The organism is Pseudomonas vranovensis, from assembly GCF_040438935.1.
Lineage (GTDB): Bacteria > Pseudomonadota > Gammaproteobacteria > Pseudomonadales > Pseudomonadaceae > Aquipseudomonas > Aquipseudomonas vranovensis.
This window is the reverse complement of sequence record NZ_CP159259.1, coordinates 719,197-734,267: the sequence shown is the minus strand read 5'-3', so window position 1 is coordinate 734,267 and position 15,071 is coordinate 719,197. Positions and strand designations below refer to the sequence as shown.

Below are 15,071 nucleotides of genomic sequence, written 5' to 3'. Positions count from 1 at the left end.
CGCTCGTACACGCGCGGGCTTGCCTCGCGATACGATTACAACCGCACATTCCCTCGCGGTCCGGCAATTGCCCAGATAATCAGGCCGAGCACCGGCAGCAGCAGGATCAACAGAATCCAGAGGATCTTGGCCCCCGTGCCGGCACCGCTTTTGACCACATTGATGATCGCCCAGATATCCAGCGCGAGGATAATCAGGCCTACCAGGCCATTGAAGGTGGAACCCATGGTCTCGCTCCCTTGATCGCGTCTGCCCAGAAGAATAGCTGGCTATAAGCCTCATAGAGGCGTTTCGTTGGCTGCGCCGTGACAACGCTGGTTACACTCGATCCATCGAACTGTTTCAGTGAGGTCTTTATGCCCCCCGTCCAAAGCTCCAGCGGCCCAGCTCCGATTTCCCTCTGGAGCGCATGGTTGCAACAGGCGCAAACCACACCCTGGCTGAGCGCCGGATTGGGCCTGAGCCTGGTGGTGGTACTCGGCCTGTTGCTGGCCAGCGCCTGGAACGCCGTACACGGCGACCACCAGGAAAACCTGCATATGGCCATGCTCGGCGGCCTTGCGGGGTTTGCCGCTACGGCACTGGGCGCGATCATGGCTGTGGTACTGCGTGAAGTCAGCGCTCGTAGCCAGGACGTGATGCTTGGCTTTGCCGCCGGCATGATGCTCGCCGCCAGTTCTTTCTCGCTGATACTGCCGGGCCTGGACGCCGCCCGCGAGATCACCGGCAACGGTCCCTACGCAGCGCTGACGGTGGTGGTCGGCATGGGCCTTGGGGTCTTGTTGATGCTGGGCCTTGACCGCTTCACCCCGCACGAACACGAAAGCACCGGCCCTTGCGGGCCGCAAGCCGAACGGATCAATCGGGTGTGGCTGTTCGTGCTGGCGATCACCTTGCATAACCTGCCCGAAGGCATGGCTATCGGTGTGAGCTTTGCCAATGGGGATCTTAATGTCGGACTGCCGCTGACCAGCGCCATCGCCATCCAGGACATTCCCGAAGGCCTGGCGGTAGCCCTGGCCCTGCGCGCCACCGGGCTTTCAACCCTGAAAGCGGCGCTGGTGGCCATTGGTTCCGGGCTGATGGAACCCATTGGCGCGGTCATCGGTCTGGGCATTTCCACCGGTTTTGCCATTGCCTACCCCGTGAGCATGGGCCTGGCGGCCGGCGCGATGATCTTCGTGGTGTCCCACGAGGTGATCCCGGAAACACACCGCAACGGCCACCAGACCTCAGCCACCCTCGGCTTGATGGGCGGCTTTGCCGTAATGATGTTCCTCGATACCGCGTTGGGTTAAACGTGTACCGCCACCCGCAGCGCCTCCAATGCAGGCGCTGCGGCAATTCCCGCTTCGGCGCACAGCTCCAGCACCCGCGACAGGTCATCGTTGCCGACCAGCACCATCTGTAGCTCATCATCAAGCAACTGGCTGAAGTTCATTAGCACATAGCCCCCCGCCTCCTTGTTCATCGCCCCCATCTGCACCTGAATGCGATTGAGTGCAGTCAACGGCTCGACCTTGGCCAATTGCTTGGGCTTGAGATTGAACGGGACGCTCTTGTCGAAAGAGTCGACGATCTGGGCGAACAGGTCCTGGTAGGTATCGGCCTGGAACAGCACAGTGTCCGGCAAGCTGCCGACGATGATCCATTCACCCAGGGGGAATGGAAAACTGTCGTCGTAGTTGATGTCCGGGTTGGCGGCGAGGAAGGCTTGGGGGTCGGCGTAGGCCTGGGCGGCTTCGTCGGCGATACGCTCGATATCGTCTTCGCGCATGCAGCCAGCGCTGATTTTGCCGATGAGTTCGACCAGTTGGGATTTCATGAAGGGGCCCTGCGACGATAAAAAAAGTCGCCAAGGATAGCCGCAAAAGGCCCCTGGGGGTTAACCGAGCAGCGCCTGCAGCTGCGCAGCAGTGTCAGTGGCACCCATGGTCTGGGCCGCTGCGAGTGCCGTGGTGCCCTGGGCATCCCGGTGCGCAGGATCGGCACCTTTGCCCAGCAGGTACTCGACGATGCTCGTGCGGTTGAACATGGCGGCCAGCATCAGTGCGGTGCGTCCATCAGCCGAGGTAGCGTCGACTTGCGCGCCCTGCTCCAGCAACAACTGAATCATCTCCAGGTTGCCCTTGAATGCCGCGCCGGCGATCGGCAACTGGCCCTTATCGTTGGCGATCTGCGGGTCGGCGCCATGGTTCAGCAGCACCCGCACTGCTTCCTGGTGGCCGTGATAGCTGGCGAGCATCAACAAGGTATCGCCATTGCCATTGCGCAGGTCAACCGGCAGGCCTTTTTCCAGCAGGCGGTCGAGCATGCTGGCATCGCCCTGTCGGGCACGATCGAATACCTGTTCGGCAAACTCCGCCGCTTCGTCATCATTCATCTGCACGGGCGTATGTGGATCAGACATGGGGAACCTCCTGGTGGCCGGTAAAGCCCAAGTCTTTGTCACCCACAGCTCCAGGTCAATGTCAGATAAGTCATTGCCACGACAGCGTAAATCTATTGGCCAAGTCATCATGCAAAATGCACTGTGCAAACTGCACGACCCTGCAGAATGCACGGCAAAAATTTTGAATAGTTATTTCAAGTCACTGTTTTTAATGGATTTTTTACAAAACACAGAACTGGCACGGTCACTGCACTCATCCCTCCATGTCTGCCATCTACAGTCAGGAGCTGATATGGACCTCATCCAGGAAAAATTCGCCTCGGTATTCTCCGCCTATGACGTGACCACCCAGCCGCGCCCCGACGGCGGCATTCTGCTGACGTTGCGTGCGGCCGATGGCAAACAGATCAAGCGCTCGCTGTCGTACGGCCAGTTGCACTGTGCCGAACAGCTGTCCTGGGCCATCAGTGCCATTCGCCGCGACTTGGCCGAACAGGCCAGTGAGTTGCCAGTGATTTCGATGCTGCAGAGCCAGCAGCGGTTTGCGTTGCCGACGTATCGGTGAGTGAATGCAGCGCGGGGCAATGTCTCGACTTGCCCCGCTATTTTCAATCGTCTAGCCGGGGAAACCGTTCAGCGAACTTCTCGCCGGTAAACGTCACCCCCCCGCCCTCTTGGCTGCTGCCCAGGGCGATCGCCACAAATCGTGGCTCCTCGCCCATATCGACCCAATGGCGAGTGCCTGCCGGCACACAAATCAGGTCATTCTTCTCGCACAGCACCGCATAGATGTAGTCGTCGATATGCAGGGTGAACAAGCCACGGCCGGCAGCGAAAAAGCGCACCAGGTCCTCGTCCCGGGTGTGCTCGTCGAGCAAGCTGGCCTCTACTTCGCGGACAACATCGACGCCAGCGTAGCCGCGCTCGGTCATCAAGGCATCGATATCTTGCCGATAGGCAGCAATCACCTCTTCATGGCTGGCACCCGACTGTAGCGGTGCCTGCGCCTGCCAACGCTCGAAGCGCACGCCCCGCTCAGCCAGGGTGGCAGCGATATCTTCAAGATGGGTCAGGACTTTGTTCGGGATATCCGGGGTGGACTGGTGATACACGGTCAGGCTGCTCATCGGGGCAACTCCTTATTCCGGCCAATGGTCACGGCCAAGGCTCAAGCCCTGTCCTCTTTCATTCGAGTTGCAATGATAACGGCTGCCGCCAGGGCGGCGACGCTGGCAATACTAAAGGTGGTAGCCGCACCCAGCAGGTTCCAGCTGTAGCCCGAATACAACGCACCCAGCGCACCACCAGTCCCGGCCAGGGCAGCGTACAAGGCCTGTCCTTGCCCCTGCTGGCGCGCACCAAAACTGCGCTGCACAAAGGCGATAGCGGCGGCATGGAAACTGCCGAACGTGGCCGCGTGAAGCAGTTGGGCAAACAGCAGCACGCCCAAATGCTCGGCAAAATTGCCCAGCAGCAGCCAGCGCAGGGCAGCCAGGGCAAAACTGGCCATCAGCACCCGGCGCAACGACACGCGGGCCAGGATCCAGCTCATGGCCAGGAACATCAGCACCTCGGCAACAACCCCCAGGGCCCAGAGCATGCCGATGATGCCGCGGCTGTAGCCCAGGTGCTCCAGGTGCAATGTCAGGAAGGTGTAGTACGGGCCGTGACTGAGTTGCATCAGCGCCACACAAGTGTAAAACGCCGCTACACCCGGACGGGTCAGTTGCTTGAGGAAGCCTCCCCCGCTGCTGCGTTCGTTCTGCCCAGGCGGCTGGGCGTTCGGCACCCACAGGCTCGCCAGCACAATGCCGGCCATGATGATCACCAGCGCCAGCGGATAGACATCCAGGCTCAGGCCATCGAACAAACGCCCCAGGCCAACCACAGTCAGAATGAAACCGATCGATCCCCATAACCGAATCTGGCTGTAGCGAGAGGTCTGGCCCTGTAGATGGGCCAGAGTAATGACTTCGAACTGCGGCAACACTGCATGCCAGAAGAAGGCATGCAGCGCCATCACCAGCGCCAGCCAGGCATAGCTCTTGCCGAAGAAGATCAAGGAAAAGGTCGCCAGCGTGGCCAGCGCCCCCAGGCGCACGATCAGCAGGCGCTGACCGCTGCGATCACCCAGCCAGCCCCAGAGGTTGGGGGCAATACAACGCATGAGCATGGGGATGGCGACCAACTCGCCGATACGCGCACTGGAAAAGCCCAGGTGATCGAAATACAGCGCCAGAAAAGGCGCTGTGGAACCGAGCAAGGCAAAGTAGAACAGGTAGAAACTGGACAACCGCCAGTAGGGAATCGGCGCCACGACTCAGCAAGCCGCGGCGCGATTGGCAAGTGCCGGCATTACAGTTGGCCCAGCACCGGCGTGGCGACTTTCACATCGGCATTCTGCCCGCGATGACGCAGCAGGTGATCCATCAACACGATGGCCATCATTGCTTCGGCGATAGGTGTTGCACGGATGCCGACGCACGGGTCGTGACGGCCCTTGGTGATCACTTCCACCGGATTGCCGTGGATGTCGATGGAGCGACCCGGCGTAGTGATGCTCGACGTCGGCTTCAAGGCCAGGTGGGCAACGATTGGCTGGCCGGAGGAAATCCCGCCGAGAATACCGCCGGCGTTATTGCTGAGAAAACCTTCGGGGGTCATCTCGTCGCGATGCTCGGTACCGCGCTGGGCGACGCTGGCGAAACCGGCGCCGATCTCGACGCCCTTGACCGCATTGATGCTCATGAGGGCATGGGCGAGCTCTGCGTCCAGGCGGTCGAAGATCGGCTCGCCCAGGCCTGGCATGACGCCTTCGGCGACCACGGTGATCTTGGCACCTACCGAGTCCTGGTCCCGGCGAAGCTGGTCCATATAGGCCTCCAGCTCCGGGACCTTGTCGGGATCAGGACTGAAGAAGGCATTCTGCTCGACCGAATCCCAGGTCTTGAACGGGATTTCGATCGGGCCGAGCTGGCTCATGTAGCCGCGGATCTGGATGCCCTGGGTCGCCAGGTACTTCTTGGCAATGGCACCGGCCGCCACGCGCATGGCGGTTTCGCGTGCCGAGCTGCGGCCGCCGCCACGGTAGTCGCGCTCACCGTACTTGTGGTGGTAGGTGTAGTCGGCGTGGGCCGGGCGGAACAGGTCCTTGATCGCCGAGTAGTCCTTGGACTTCTGGTCGGTGTTGCGGATCAGCAGGCCAATCGAGCAGCCCGTGGTACGCCCCTCGAACACGCCCGACAGAATTTCGACTTCATCGGCTTCCTGGCGTTGGGTGGTGTGCCGGCTGGTGCCGGGCTTGCGCCGGTCAAGGTCGTGCTGCAGGTCGGCCAGCGAGATCTCCAGGCCCGGCGGACAGCCGTCGACAATGGCGACCAACGCCGGACCATGGCTCTCGCCAGCGGTGGTGACAGTGAACAGCTTGCCGTAGGTATTGCCGGACATGCAGGACGCTCCGCGAATCAGCCTGATTTGAACAAGGCCGCCAGTATACGCAGGCTAACCATTCAGTTCATCCCTGACGGCGAACCTTCTGCCACACCCCCGGTCCAAACTCCACCTTCCCGATAGTGGCCTCATGATGTTGCGCGTACTTGCGATAGTCGCCCTGCTGTTCAGCGGCCTGGCCCAGGCCTCCGCCCCCACGGTGCTGCAGCGCCCGATCAGCCTCGATACGGGTAGCGGCACGCTGTACGGCAGCTTGCTGTTGCCGCGTACCGAGGAGCCGCCGCCGGTGGTGCTGATCATTCCAGGCTCCGGGCCGACCGATCGCAATGGCAACAATCCCGACGGCGCCAACACCGACAACCTCAGGCAACTGGCCCTGGTGCTGGCGAAAAATCGCATCGCCAGCGTGCGCTATGACAAACGCGGTGTGGCCGCGAGCCAGGCGGCCACGCCAGATGAACGCGACCTGAGCGTTGAAGGCTATGTCGCCGATGCGGTGGCCTGGAGTCGCAAGCTCAAGGCCGACCCTCGCTTCGGCTCCTTGATCCTGCTCGGTCACAGTGAAGGCGCGCTGATCGCCAGCCTTGCCGCAGGCCCCGGCGGTGCCAGCGCGCTGATCAGCGTGGCGGGCAGCGGCCGGCCGGTCGACGAGGTCATGCGGGCGCAACTGGTCGACCGCCTGGCGCCACGCTACAAGCCGGCTGCTGCCAAGGCCCTCGATGCGCTCAAGGCTGGTCACACGACGCTCGATGTCCCACCACCCCTGCGGGACCTATTGCGTGCCTCGGTGCAGCCTTACCTGATCTCGCTGTTTCGCCAGCATCCGGCCATAGCGTTTGGCAAGGTGAAGGTGCCGGCGTTGATTGTCCAGGGCACCCATGATGTCCAGGTCGATGTCAGCAATGCCGAACGCCTCAAGGCCGCCAAGCCGGACGCCGAGCTGGCACTGATCCAGGGTATGAACCACATGCTGCGCATTGCCCCTGCCGATGCCAGCCAGCAACGTGACAGTTACCTGAATCCGAAATTGCCACAAGCCAGCGAACTCGGAGAGCGGATCGTCGACTTTATCCACAGGCTGCCTGAACGGCATTCACCGAAATTGTGTCTCCAGTCCCGGGCGATCCTGCCGATAAAGCCGGTGCTGGCATCGTGATTGTGTCCAGCCTGCTGCGCACAAGAGGATCGCCATGATGACTGAAGCCGCCCCCCAGGACGCCCCCGACACCCAAGAGGAAGCGCCGGAACCCGCCCCACTGCCTTGGGCAGATGTGACCCCGGAGCATTTCCAGATGCTGCGCCTGGCGCCGCTACCGACCGACCGCAACTGCGGCGCACGGCCCCTGCGCTTTGTACAGTACGGGTATGCCGAGCGGCACAACAAGGACACCAGCTTGTTGCGCATGGCGATCCAGTTGCCCGGACAAAAAGTGCGCAAGGAACAGAACCATCTGGACATCTGGGTCGACCACCTGGAAAAGCGCGTACACATCGGCCCCGACAGTGGCCTGCAGATCGAGCCGCTCAACCGTGGCCTTGGGCGCTTCATGCTCGCCCACGCGGTGAGCTGGGCGCAGCGCAAATGGTCGCACTACCGCGTTGAAGGCGGCGCGCTGGCGAACAAGGATGCGTTGAACGATGACACCCGCCTGCGCCGCGATCATGTTTTGAACAGTCACGGCCTGGCAGTGGAGTACGCGGACGCCCAGCACCTGAAGGGGCGCTACGTCGAGCTGCAGGTCGGTGAGCTCAAGGGCGGCTGGAGCACCGAGAAAGTTCAGCGCGTGGAGATACTTGAGGCTGCGCAAATGCTTCAGCAGGCTGAACAGACCCTGCAGGAAAAAGAAGCACAACTGCGCGAACGCGATGAGCGGGTAAGCAAGTACCGTCGTGAAGACAGCGGCCTGCGATTCACCATCACCTGCCTGGTGGCGTTCGCTGTGTTCCAGGCCGGACTGTTGATCTGGATCGCCACCCACCGCTGAACGCAGCGCGGGGCAAACCCGCTCCTGCAGGAGCGGGCTTGCCCCGCGATCAAACCTTACACTTTCGAAGCAAACAATCCCTGATGCTTCCGGCACTGATCCGCCGTGAGCATGAACACCCCGTGTCCACCGCGTTCGAACTCCAGCCAGGCAAAATCCACTTCTGGATAAAGTGCCTGGACGTGAACCTGGCTGTTGCCCACTTCAACGATCAGCAAGCCTTTTTCAGTCAGGTGGTCGGCGGCCTCGGCCAGCATGCGCCGTACCAGGTCCAGGCCATCGTTGCCACAGGCCAGGCCCAACTCGGGCTCGTGGTGATACTCCTCAGGCATGTCGGCGAAATCCTCGGCATCGACATACGGCGGATTGGACAGGATCAGGTCGAAACGCTGCCCCGGCAATCCTTCGAAGCCGTCGCCCTGAACGGTGTAGACACGTTCCTCCAGACCATGGCGTTCGATGTTCTGATTGGCCACCTCCAGCGCTTCGAACGACAAGTCGGCCAGTACCACTTCGGCGTCCGGGAACACCTCGGCACTGACGATGCCGATGCAGCCGGAACCAGTGCACAAGTCAAGAATGCGCGCAGGCTCGCTGGCCAGCCACGGCTCGAAGCGCTTTTCGATCAGTTCGCCAATGGGCGAGCGCGGAATCAGCACGCGCTCGTCGACGATGAAGGACATGCCACAGAACCACGCCTCCCCCAACAGGTAGGCGGTGGGCACACGGTCTTCGATGCGTCGCTTGAGCAAGCGCTGCAGGTGCACCAACTCGTCATCCTCCAGTTGGCAGTCCAGGTAGCTGTCGGCAACTTCCCAAGGCAGATGGACCGAACCCAGCACCAGCAGACGCGCCTCGTCCCAGGCGTTGTCGGCGCCATGCCCGAAAAACAGGCCACGCTCATGGAAGCGGCTGACAGCCCAACGGATATGATCGCGCAGGGTGCGCAGGCGAGAAGTGATCACGACAGACTCCTTGAAAGACGACCTGCAATTCTAACAGCCCGGTCACAGAAAAGGTCGCCGAAAACGACACGTAGGAGAATTGCCGGGGTGGCTGCAGGCCACTAACCACGCCGCTTGTACGCGAAGCGATTCACATAAGTGCTCAGGCAGGGGACAATAGGTGAAAAGCCCTATCCAAAGGAGCCCTTGATGTCTGTTCCAACGACGATGTTCCACCTCAGCGGCCGCGGCTATCCGCCGGCCAAACTGAGCAATGCCAGCCTGGTCATTATCGACGCGCAAAAAGAGTACCTCAGCGGTCCACTGGCGCTGTCTGGCATGGACGAGGCTGTGAAGAACATCGCTAAAATGCTCGAGGCTGCCCGCAAGGCCGGTCGGCCGATCATTCACGTGCGCCACCTGGGCACAGTCGGCGGCCTGTTCGACCCCCAAGGTTCGCGCGGCGAGTTCATCCCGGGCCTCGAGCCCCAGGGTGACGAAGTGATCATCGAGAAGCGCATGCCCAACGCCTTCAAGAACACCAAGCTGCATGAAACCCTGCAGAGCTACGGTCACCTGGACCTGATCGTCTGTGGATTCATGAGCCACTCCAGCGTCAGCACCACCGTGCGCCGGGCGAAGGACTATGGTTACCGTTGCACCCTGATCGAGGATGCGTGCGCCACCCGCGATCTGCCGTTCAAGGATGGCGTCATTGCCGCTGCGCAGATCCAGCAGAGCGAGATGGCGATCATGGCTGACAACTTCGCCTGCGTGGCGCCGACCAGCAGCCTGATTTGACAGGTCGTCCGACGGGCTGGCGGAACCAGCTGGCGGCGTTTGAGTCCAACTGCGGATATCCATAGAGGAATCGGCATGAAGTTGAACGACGGTTTCGATGCCAAGCGCTTGCGCCAGCGTCAACCACGCAATTGGGGCGCTCGCCTGGCGGCGGCTTTTTCGGCGTTGCTGGCCACTGCGGGCGTGTTGCTGGCCATGGCTGGCGCCGCCAGCCTGCTGGGCAATCCGGAAGCGCTGGCCGAGCTCAATGCCAATCGGGCCGGTGCCGCGGTAATTCTCGCGGCTGGCCTGGTGCTGCTTTACCTGGGTATCTGGTTCTGGCGTCGCAGCCGTCTTCGCCTGCGGCGCAGCCGCGAACTGAACCTGTCGCCCCACCTGATGAAGAAACACGATTGACTGCAACCTGCGGGGGAGTCGCGTAAACTACGCCGCCCAGGCGGAGGCTTACATGCAAGACGACGATTTTTCTCTGTTCAAAAGCGAGATGCGCGGCGTCAAGCCGATCAAGCATGATCGCGCCGAGGTCGGCAAACCCAAGGCCGACCGCAAGCAATTAGCTGGCCTGCGCCAAGCCGCCACGGTACGCAGCGACCAGACGGTGATCGACGGCCTCTCGGACCAGTTTGTCATTGATGTCGGCCCCGAAGATGACCTGCATTGGAGCCGTGACGGCGTCCAGGAAAGCCAGATGCGCAAGCTCAAAGCCGGCCAGATCGGTTTTGAAGGCAGCCTTGACCTGCATGGCATGAATGTGGAAAAAGCCCGCGAAACACTGTGGGCGTTCCTCGCCGAGGCGACCCGCTTTGAAGTGCGCTGCGTACGCGTCACCCACGGCAAGGCAGTACGCCTGGATGGCAAGAAGCCGATGATCAAAAGCCACGTCAACACCTGGCTGCGTCAGCACCCTCAGGTTCTGGGTTTTACCTCGTGCCAAGCCCGCCACGGCGGCACCGGCGCGGTGTATGTGATGCTCAAACGAACCATGCTCGAAGGCCGTGACGAGTAACGCCGTACTTGCAGCGCCGCCACAGCCGCCGTACCCTTCGCGTTTGCGATAATTCCCACAGGTAGATCCATGTCCCTGGAACAGAACTACACCGCTATCCTCGGCCAGCTCGGCGAGGACGTCTCCCGCGAGGGCCTGCTCGACACGCCCAAGCGGGCTGCGAAGGCCATGCAGTACCTTTGCCGCGGTTATGAACAAACGCTCGAAGAAGTGACCAACGGCGCCCTGTTCAGCTCCGACAACAGCGAAATGGTCCTGGTCAAGGACATCGAGCTGTATTCGCTGTGCGAGCACCATATGCTGCCGTTCATCGGCAAGGCCCATGTGGCCTATATTCCCGATGGCAAGGTCCTGGGCCTCTCCAAGGTAGCCCGTATCGTCGACATGTACGCACGTCGCCTGCAGATCCAGGAAAACCTCAGCCGCCAGGTGGCCGAGGCGATCCAGAAGGTCACCGGCGCCCTGGGCGTGGCAGTAGTCATCGAAGCCAAGCACATGTGCATGATGATGCGCGGTGTGGAAAAGCAGAACTCGACCATGATCACTTCGGTGATGCTCGGCGAATTCCGCGAAAACGCCGCGACCCGCAGCGAGTTTCTCAGCCTGATCAAGTAATCGGGCACGCTTGCAAGCCGACCCTCGAAGGTCGGCTTTTTTCATTCCGAGGAGTTGCCATGATCGTCAAAGCACTGCGTGTGGGCCTTGGCCAGTTGATCGTTTTCGCCGACTGGGCAAGCCGCCCGGCCAAACTCAAGCGCGACCCGGCCGCCCAGGCCCTGGTCGAGCAACAGGCCAAGAGCCTGAGCCTGTATCAGTTCCACGCCTGCCCGTTCTGCGTGAAAACCCGCCGCACCCTGCACCGCCTGAACGTGCCGGTAACCCTGCGAGACGCCAAGAACAATGAGCAGGACCGCCAGACCCTGCTCACCGAAGGCGGCAAGGTCAAAGTGCCGTGCCTGCGTATCGAAGAAGACGGCAAGACCACCTGGATGTACGAGTCCAAGGTGATCATCGACTACCTCAACAAACGTTTCGCCGCCTGACAGGCAACCCGCGCCGGCTAGCCGATCATGCTCACATGACGGGGATGGCTGGCCACTCGATCCAGCCATGCCTGGATGCCCGGATACGCATCCAGGTCGAAACCGCCCTGCTGGGCGACATGGGTGTAGGCATAGAGCGCAACGTCGGCGATCGAGTAGCGATCCCCGACCAGATACGGCGTTAACTGCAGCTGTTTCTCCATGACCCGCAGTGCCTTGTAGCCGCCCTTGTGCAAGGTCTTGTATTCCTCCAGGCGCTCTTGTGGCAGCCCCAGGTAAAACTGGATGAAGCGCGCCACGGCAATGTACGGCTCATGGCTGTACTGCTCGAAGAACTGCCACTGCAACACCTGGGTACGCAAACGCGGTTCGGTAGGCAGGTACTCGCTGCCATCGGCGAGGAAGTTGAGAATCGCGTTGGACTCCCACAGGTAAGTACCGTCCTCGAGCTCGAGCACCGGTACCTTGCCATTGGGGTTCATGGCCAGGAACGCCGGGGTTTCCGTCTCGCCCTTGAGAATATCCACCGAGTGCCACTCATAGGGCAGGTCGAGCAAATGCAACATCAGCTTGACCTTGTAGCAGTTGCCCGACTGGTAATCACCGTAAACCTTGTACATCACTTCCCCCATTCAATGGCTGAAACGTGCCCGCCCACATAGTTGGCGACTGTACGGCTAATTGCAATGGTTGCTGTATGGCAAAGATCAAGGACCTGCACGGTAGTCTGAAAAATCTGCTTACACCCAGAACAAGGATTGCCCCATGCCCGACGCCAGTTCTGCGCAATTGCGCCCGTTGGCCGACTCCTCCCCTTCGGCCGTAGTCGCCGGTTTTATCGCCATGATGACCGGCTACACCAGTTCCCTGGTGCTGATGTTCCAGGCCGGACAAGCCGCCGGCCTGACCAGCGCGCAGATTTCCTCGTGGATCTGGGCCCTGTCGATCGGCATGGCCGTCTGCAGCATTGGCCTGTCGTTGCGATACCGCACGCCCATTACCGTCGCCTGGTCGACACCGGGTGCCGCCCTGCTGATCACCAGCCTGGGTGGGGTGAGCTACGGCGAAGCCATCGGTGCCTACATCACCTGCGCCGTGCTGGTGGTAATCTGCGGCCTGACCGGTAGCTTTGAACGCCTGGTCAAGCGCATCCCCGCCTCGCTGGCGGCGGCCTTGCTGGCGGGCATCCTGTTCAAGATCGGCAGCGAAATTTTCATTGCCGCGCAGCATCGGACCACACTGGTGCTGGGAATGTTCTTCAGCTACCTGATTATCAAGCGCCTGTCGCCACGCTATGCGGTGCTCGCCGCGCTGGTGGTCGGTACCGCGCTGTCGGGGACAATGGGCCTGCTGGACTTCAATGGCTTCAGCCTGGAGGTGGCCACGCCGGTATGGACCACTCCAAGCTTTTCCCTGGCGGCTACCATCAGCATCGGTATCCCCTTGTTCGTGGTGGCCATGACCTCGCAGAACATGCCCGGCGTTGCCGTGCTGCGCGCCGACGGTTACTCGGTACCCGCCTCACCGCTGATCTCGGTGACAGGCCTTGCCTCGTTGGTGCTGGCGCCCTTCGGCTCCCACGGGATCAACCTGGCCGCCATCAGCGCGGCCATCTGCACCGGGCCCCACGCCCATGAAGACCCGAACAAGCGCTACACCGCCGCCGTGTGGTGCGGGATTTTCTACGGCATTGCCGGCGTCTTCGGCGCCACCCTCGCCGCCCTGTTCGCCGCGCTGCCCAAGGAATTGGTGCTCTCGATTGCCGCCCTGGCCCTGTTCGGCTCGATCATGAACGGCCTGACCGTGGCCATGAACGAGGCCAAGGAACGGGAAGCTGCACTGATCACCTTCATGGTGACCGCGTCGGGCTTCACCTTGTTCTCGATTGGCTCGGCGTTCTGGGGGATCGTCGCGGGCGTGCTGACGCTACTGATTCTCAACTGGCGCAAAACTGTGTAGGAGCGGGCTTGCCCGCGATGCGATGCGACGGTTGGATCGCGATCGCGCAGGGTGCCCTACATGGAGCACCCTGCGCGCTGCATGAACGCTTGCGCCCGCTCATCCTGGGCGTAGGCGACGTTTATCCGCAACCAGTCACTGGCAGCCCCCAGTGGATCGAAAGCACTGCCCGACGCCAGCAATACCGAACAGGCCTGCGCTTCACGCGTGAGCGAGGCAAAGTCACGGCCTGGACTGCGTGCCCAGACAAACATGCCGCCATAAGGTTCGGTGAACACCTCCCAACCAGAAGCCTCCAACTGCACCAACGCCTTGGCCATGTGCTGGGCCAGACGCACGCGCAGGCGCGCCACGCTTTTGCGGTACGTCCCGGTGGCCAGCATCTGCGCCACCACCTGCTCGGCAAAGCGTGAGGTCCCCAAGCCCGTGACCATCTTCAATTCGGCCAGGCGCGCGATCAGCGCAGGGGGTGCCACCAGGTAACCCACCCGCAGCGAACTGCTCAAAGTCTTGGAGAAACTGGCCAGGTAGATTACCCGTTGTTCGGCGTCCAACGTGGCCAGGCGTGTCACCGCGCCGTCCTGGAAGTCGGCATAGATATCGTCTTCGATGATCTGTACATCGTATTCACGGGCCAGTTCCAGCAGGCGATAGGCAACCTTGGGTGCCAGGCTGCTGCCGGTGGGGTTGTGATACAAGCTGTTGATGTACAAGCAGCGTGGGCGATGGCGCTCGAGCATGGCTTCCAGCACCTGAAGGTCCGGACCACTGGCGGTTCGCGGCACTTCCAGCATTTCGATCTGGTGCTGGCGTAGCAAGCGGTACAGATTGTAGTAGCCCGGGCGCTCCACCAGCACTTTGTCTCCCGGCTTGAGCAGCGCCCGCACGAGCAGATCGAGCGCATGGCTGGCACCTTGGGTGGTGAGGATCTGTTCCGGGCCAACCTGGATACCTATCTGCCCCAACCCTTTGTGCAACTGTGCACGCAGGCTGGCCAATCCCAGCGGCGGGCAATAGTCGATCAGGTCCTCCACCGCGCCACGGCTGACCTGGCGCACCGCCAGGGCAATGGCGTCGGTGGCGCGCCAGCTGGAAGGCACCCAGCCGCAGCAGAGGTTGAGCAACTCGGCATGGCCGTCACTGAATTGCTGCCATCGCCCCTCAACCGCCTCATCGCGTAATGGCTGGTCGAACAACGGCTCGATCAGCCTGTGTTCAGCGACAAAAAAACCGGCGCCATGGCGTGCCTCCAGGCAACCTGCCGCCACCAGCCGGTCATAGGCCTCGATCACGCACGACTGGCTGAGCCCCTGCTCCCGTGCCAACTGACGGATCGAAGGCAAGCGACTCCCAGGACGCAAGCGCTTTTGCGCTATCCAGGCCTGCAATTGGGTCGCCAGCTGTTGCACCAGTGGCGTCGTTGATTGGCGGTCGATCATCAAGTTCATGGCGAAGTGTTCGTCTTTTTTGTCCGAACAGTTAATCACAAAT

General features: G+C 61.5%; 18 protein-coding genes and 1 pseudogene. 10 read left to right on the top strand and 9 right to left on the bottom strand.

The window, feature by feature from the left end:
- Positions 1 to 35: 35 nt before the first annotated feature.
- Entirely contained in the window at positions 36 to 227 is a 192-nt protein-coding gene (locus tag ABVN19_RS03425) for a PLDc N-terminal domain-containing protein (protein WP_028943715.1), read from the bottom strand.
- Positions 228 to 356: 129 nt separating this feature from the next.
- Here ABVN19_RS03425 and ABVN19_RS03420 point away from each other — a divergent pair, with 129 nt between their 5' ends.
- Positions 357 to 1,298: a ZIP family metal transporter gene (locus tag ABVN19_RS03420; RefSeq protein ID WP_028943714.1), complete on the top strand. Its 942-nt coding sequence runs from the start codon at positions 357 to 359 to the stop codon at positions 1,296 to 1,298.
- On the opposite strand, the gene ABVN19_RS03415 is transcribed toward ABVN19_RS03420, so the two are convergent.
- Both ABVN19_RS03415 and ABVN19_RS03410 read right to left on the bottom strand, forming a co-directional pair.
- Positions 1,295 to 1,825: a hypothetical protein gene (locus ABVN19_RS03415; RefSeq protein ID WP_105641746.1), complete on the bottom strand. Its 531-nt coding sequence runs from the start codon at positions 1,823 to 1,825 to the stop codon at positions 1,295 to 1,297. The two genes, ABVN19_RS03420 and ABVN19_RS03415, sit on opposite strands and share 4 nt — an antisense overlap.
- 60 nt (positions 1,826 to 1,885) lie before the next feature.
- Entirely contained in the window at positions 1,886 to 2,410 is a 525-nt protein-coding gene (locus tag ABVN19_RS03410) for an ankyrin repeat domain-containing protein (RefSeq protein WP_028943712.1), read from the bottom strand.
- Positions 2,411 to 2,684: 274 nt separating this feature from the next.
- On the opposite strand from ABVN19_RS03410, the gene ABVN19_RS03405 reads away from it, so the two are divergent.
- A complete protein-coding gene (locus ABVN19_RS03405) occupies positions 2,685 to 2,957 on the top strand; it encodes a DUF3509 domain-containing protein (protein WP_028943711.1) in 273 nt (90 codons plus the stop codon).
- A gap of 43 nt (positions 2,958 to 3,000) precedes the next feature.
- On the opposite strand, the gene ABVN19_RS03400 is transcribed toward ABVN19_RS03405, so the two are convergent.
- Genes ABVN19_RS03400 through aroC form a run of 3 tightly spaced genes read right to left on the bottom strand, consistent with a single transcriptional unit; the run spans position 3,001 to position 5,839 of the window.
- A complete protein-coding gene (locus ABVN19_RS03400; protein WP_105641745.1) occupies positions 3,001 to 3,519 on the bottom strand; it encodes an acireductone dioxygenase in 519 nt (172 codons plus the stop codon).
- A gap of 41 nt (positions 3,520 to 3,560) precedes the next feature.
- Positions 3,561 to 4,709, bottom strand: coding sequence for an MFS transporter (locus ABVN19_RS03395; protein WP_105641744.1), 1,149 nt, complete (start codon positions 4,707 to 4,709; stop codon positions 3,561 to 3,563).
- 38 nt (positions 4,710 to 4,747) lie between these two features.
- Positions 4,748 to 5,839 carry a chorismate synthase gene (gene aroC, locus ABVN19_RS03390; protein WP_028943708.1) on the bottom strand — a complete coding sequence of 364 codons (1,092 nt, stop codon included), beginning with the start codon at positions 5,837 to 5,839 and terminating at the stop codon, positions 4,748 to 4,750.
- A gap of 133 nt (positions 5,840 to 5,972) precedes the next feature.
- Between aroC and ABVN19_RS03385 the strand changes: the two are divergent.
- Together ABVN19_RS03385 and ABVN19_RS03380 are read left to right on the top strand one after the other, a co-directional pair.
- A pseudogene (locus ABVN19_RS03385) lies at positions 5,973 to 6,926 on the top strand (alpha/beta fold hydrolase); the annotation flags it as partial.
- A gap of 109 nt (positions 6,927 to 7,035) precedes the next feature.
- The gene (locus ABVN19_RS03380) at positions 7,036 to 7,827 is read left to right on the top strand and encodes a hypothetical protein (protein ID WP_028943706.1); all 792 of its coding nucleotides are present in this window, start codon (positions 7,036 to 7,038) and stop codon (positions 7,825 to 7,827) included.
- 56 nt (positions 7,828 to 7,883) lie between these two features.
- Here the strand turns inward: ABVN19_RS03380 and prmB are convergent, their stop codons facing one another.
- A complete protein-coding gene (prmB, locus tag ABVN19_RS03375) occupies positions 7,884 to 8,792 on the bottom strand; it encodes a 50S ribosomal protein L3 N(5)-glutamine methyltransferase (RefSeq protein ID WP_105641742.1) in 909 nt (302 codons plus the stop codon).
- 189 nt (positions 8,793 to 8,981) lie between these two features.
- Here prmB and ABVN19_RS03370 point away from each other — a divergent pair, with 189 nt between their 5' ends.
- The 5 genes from ABVN19_RS03370 to ABVN19_RS03350 all read left to right on the top strand — a co-directional run bounded on the left by ABVN19_RS03370 (position 8,982) and on the right by ABVN19_RS03350 (position 11,621).
- Positions 8,982 to 9,572, top strand: coding sequence for a cysteine hydrolase family protein (locus ABVN19_RS03370; RefSeq protein ID WP_028943704.1), 591 nt, complete (start codon positions 8,982 to 8,984; stop codon positions 9,570 to 9,572).
- Positions 9,573 to 9,647: 75 nt separating this feature from the next.
- Positions 9,648 to 9,968 carry a hypothetical protein gene (locus tag ABVN19_RS03365; RefSeq protein WP_105641741.1) on the top strand — a complete coding sequence of 107 codons (321 nt, stop codon included), beginning with the start codon at positions 9,648 to 9,650 and terminating at the stop codon, positions 9,966 to 9,968.
- Between the two features lie 52 nt (positions 9,969 to 10,020).
- Positions 10,021 to 10,578, top strand: a complete 558-nt coding sequence (locus tag ABVN19_RS03360; protein WP_028943702.1) for a Smr/MutS family protein — start codon at positions 10,021 to 10,023, stop codon at positions 10,576 to 10,578.
- Positions 10,579 to 10,647: 69 nt separating this feature from the next.
- Positions 10,648 to 11,193 (top strand): GTP cyclohydrolase I FolE, encoded by a 546-nt coding sequence (gene folE / locus ABVN19_RS03355; RefSeq protein ID WP_028943701.1) that lies wholly within the window; start codon positions 10,648 to 10,650, stop codon positions 11,191 to 11,193.
- A 59-nt stretch (positions 11,194 to 11,252) separates the two neighbouring features.
- Positions 11,253 to 11,621: a glutathione S-transferase N-terminal domain-containing protein gene (locus ABVN19_RS03350; RefSeq protein WP_028943700.1), complete on the top strand. Its 369-nt coding sequence runs from the start codon at positions 11,253 to 11,255 to the stop codon at positions 11,619 to 11,621.
- A gap of 17 nt (positions 11,622 to 11,638) precedes the next feature.
- On the opposite strand, the gene ABVN19_RS03345 is transcribed toward ABVN19_RS03350, so the two are convergent.
- Positions 11,639 to 12,241 carry a glutathione S-transferase family protein gene (locus ABVN19_RS03345; protein WP_105641740.1) on the bottom strand — a complete coding sequence of 201 codons (603 nt, stop codon included), beginning with the start codon at positions 12,239 to 12,241 and terminating at the stop codon, positions 11,639 to 11,641.
- A 145-nt stretch (positions 12,242 to 12,386) separates the two neighbouring features.
- Between ABVN19_RS03345 and ABVN19_RS03340 the strand changes: the two genes are divergently transcribed.
- Entirely contained in the window at positions 12,387 to 13,580 is a 1,194-nt protein-coding gene (locus ABVN19_RS03340) for a benzoate/H(+) symporter BenE family transporter (protein ID WP_028943698.1), read from the top strand.
- Between the two features lie 56 nt (positions 13,581 to 13,636).
- On the opposite strand, the gene ABVN19_RS03335 is transcribed toward ABVN19_RS03340, so the two are convergent.
- Entirely contained in the window at positions 13,637 to 15,028 is a 1,392-nt protein-coding gene (locus ABVN19_RS03335) for a PLP-dependent aminotransferase family protein (RefSeq protein ID WP_028943697.1), read from the bottom strand.
- Between the last annotated feature and the right edge of the window lie 43 nt (positions 15,029 to 15,071).

Excerpts from the sequence above, each read along its gene's own strand:
- ABVN19_RS03425 (WP_028943715.1), bottom strand. The coding sequence starts at position 227 with ATGGGTTCCACCTTCAATGGCCTGGTAGGCCTGATTATCCTCGCGCTG.
- ABVN19_RS03420 (WP_028943714.1), top strand. The coding sequence starts at position 357 with ATGCCCCCCGTCCAAAGCTCCAGCGGCCCAGCTCCGATTTCCCTCTGG.
- ABVN19_RS03415 (WP_105641746.1), bottom strand. The coding sequence starts at position 1,825 with ATGAAATCCCAACTGGTCGAACTCATCGGCAAAATCAGCGCTGGCTGC.
- ABVN19_RS03410 (WP_028943712.1), bottom strand. The coding sequence starts at position 2,410 with ATGTCTGATCCACATACGCCCGTGCAGATGAATGATGACGAAGCGGCG.
- ABVN19_RS03405 (WP_028943711.1), top strand. The coding sequence starts at position 2,685 with ATGGACCTCATCCAGGAAAAATTCGCCTCGGTATTCTCCGCCTATGAC.
- ABVN19_RS03400 (WP_105641745.1), bottom strand. The coding sequence starts at position 3,519 with ATGAGCAGCCTGACCGTGTATCACCAGTCCACCCCGGATATCCCGAAC.
- aroC (WP_028943708.1), bottom strand. The coding sequence starts at position 5,839 with ATGTCCGGCAATACCTACGGCAAGCTGTTCACTGTCACCACCGCTGGC.
- ABVN19_RS03380 (WP_028943706.1), top strand. The coding sequence starts at position 7,036 with ATGACTGAAGCCGCCCCCCAGGACGCCCCCGACACCCAAGAGGAAGCG.
- ABVN19_RS03370 (WP_028943704.1), top strand. The coding sequence starts at position 8,982 with ATGTCTGTTCCAACGACGATGTTCCACCTCAGCGGCCGCGGCTATCCG.
- ABVN19_RS03365 (WP_105641741.1), top strand. The coding sequence starts at position 9,648 with ATGAAGTTGAACGACGGTTTCGATGCCAAGCGCTTGCGCCAGCGTCAA.
- ABVN19_RS03360 (WP_028943702.1), top strand. The coding sequence starts at position 10,021 with ATGCAAGACGACGATTTTTCTCTGTTCAAAAGCGAGATGCGCGGCGTC.
- folE (WP_028943701.1), top strand. The coding sequence starts at position 10,648 with ATGTCCCTGGAACAGAACTACACCGCTATCCTCGGCCAGCTCGGCGAG.
- ABVN19_RS03350 (WP_028943700.1), top strand. The coding sequence starts at position 11,253 with ATGATCGTCAAAGCACTGCGTGTGGGCCTTGGCCAGTTGATCGTTTTC.
- ABVN19_RS03345 (WP_105641740.1), bottom strand. The coding sequence starts at position 12,241 with ATGTACAAGGTTTACGGTGATTACCAGTCGGGCAACTGCTACAAGGTC.
- ABVN19_RS03340 (WP_028943698.1), top strand. The coding sequence starts at position 12,387 with ATGCCCGACGCCAGTTCTGCGCAATTGCGCCCGTTGGCCGACTCCTCC.
- ABVN19_RS03335 (WP_028943697.1), bottom strand. The coding sequence starts at position 15,028 with ATGAACTTGATGATCGACCGCCAATCAACGACGCCACTGGTGCAACAG.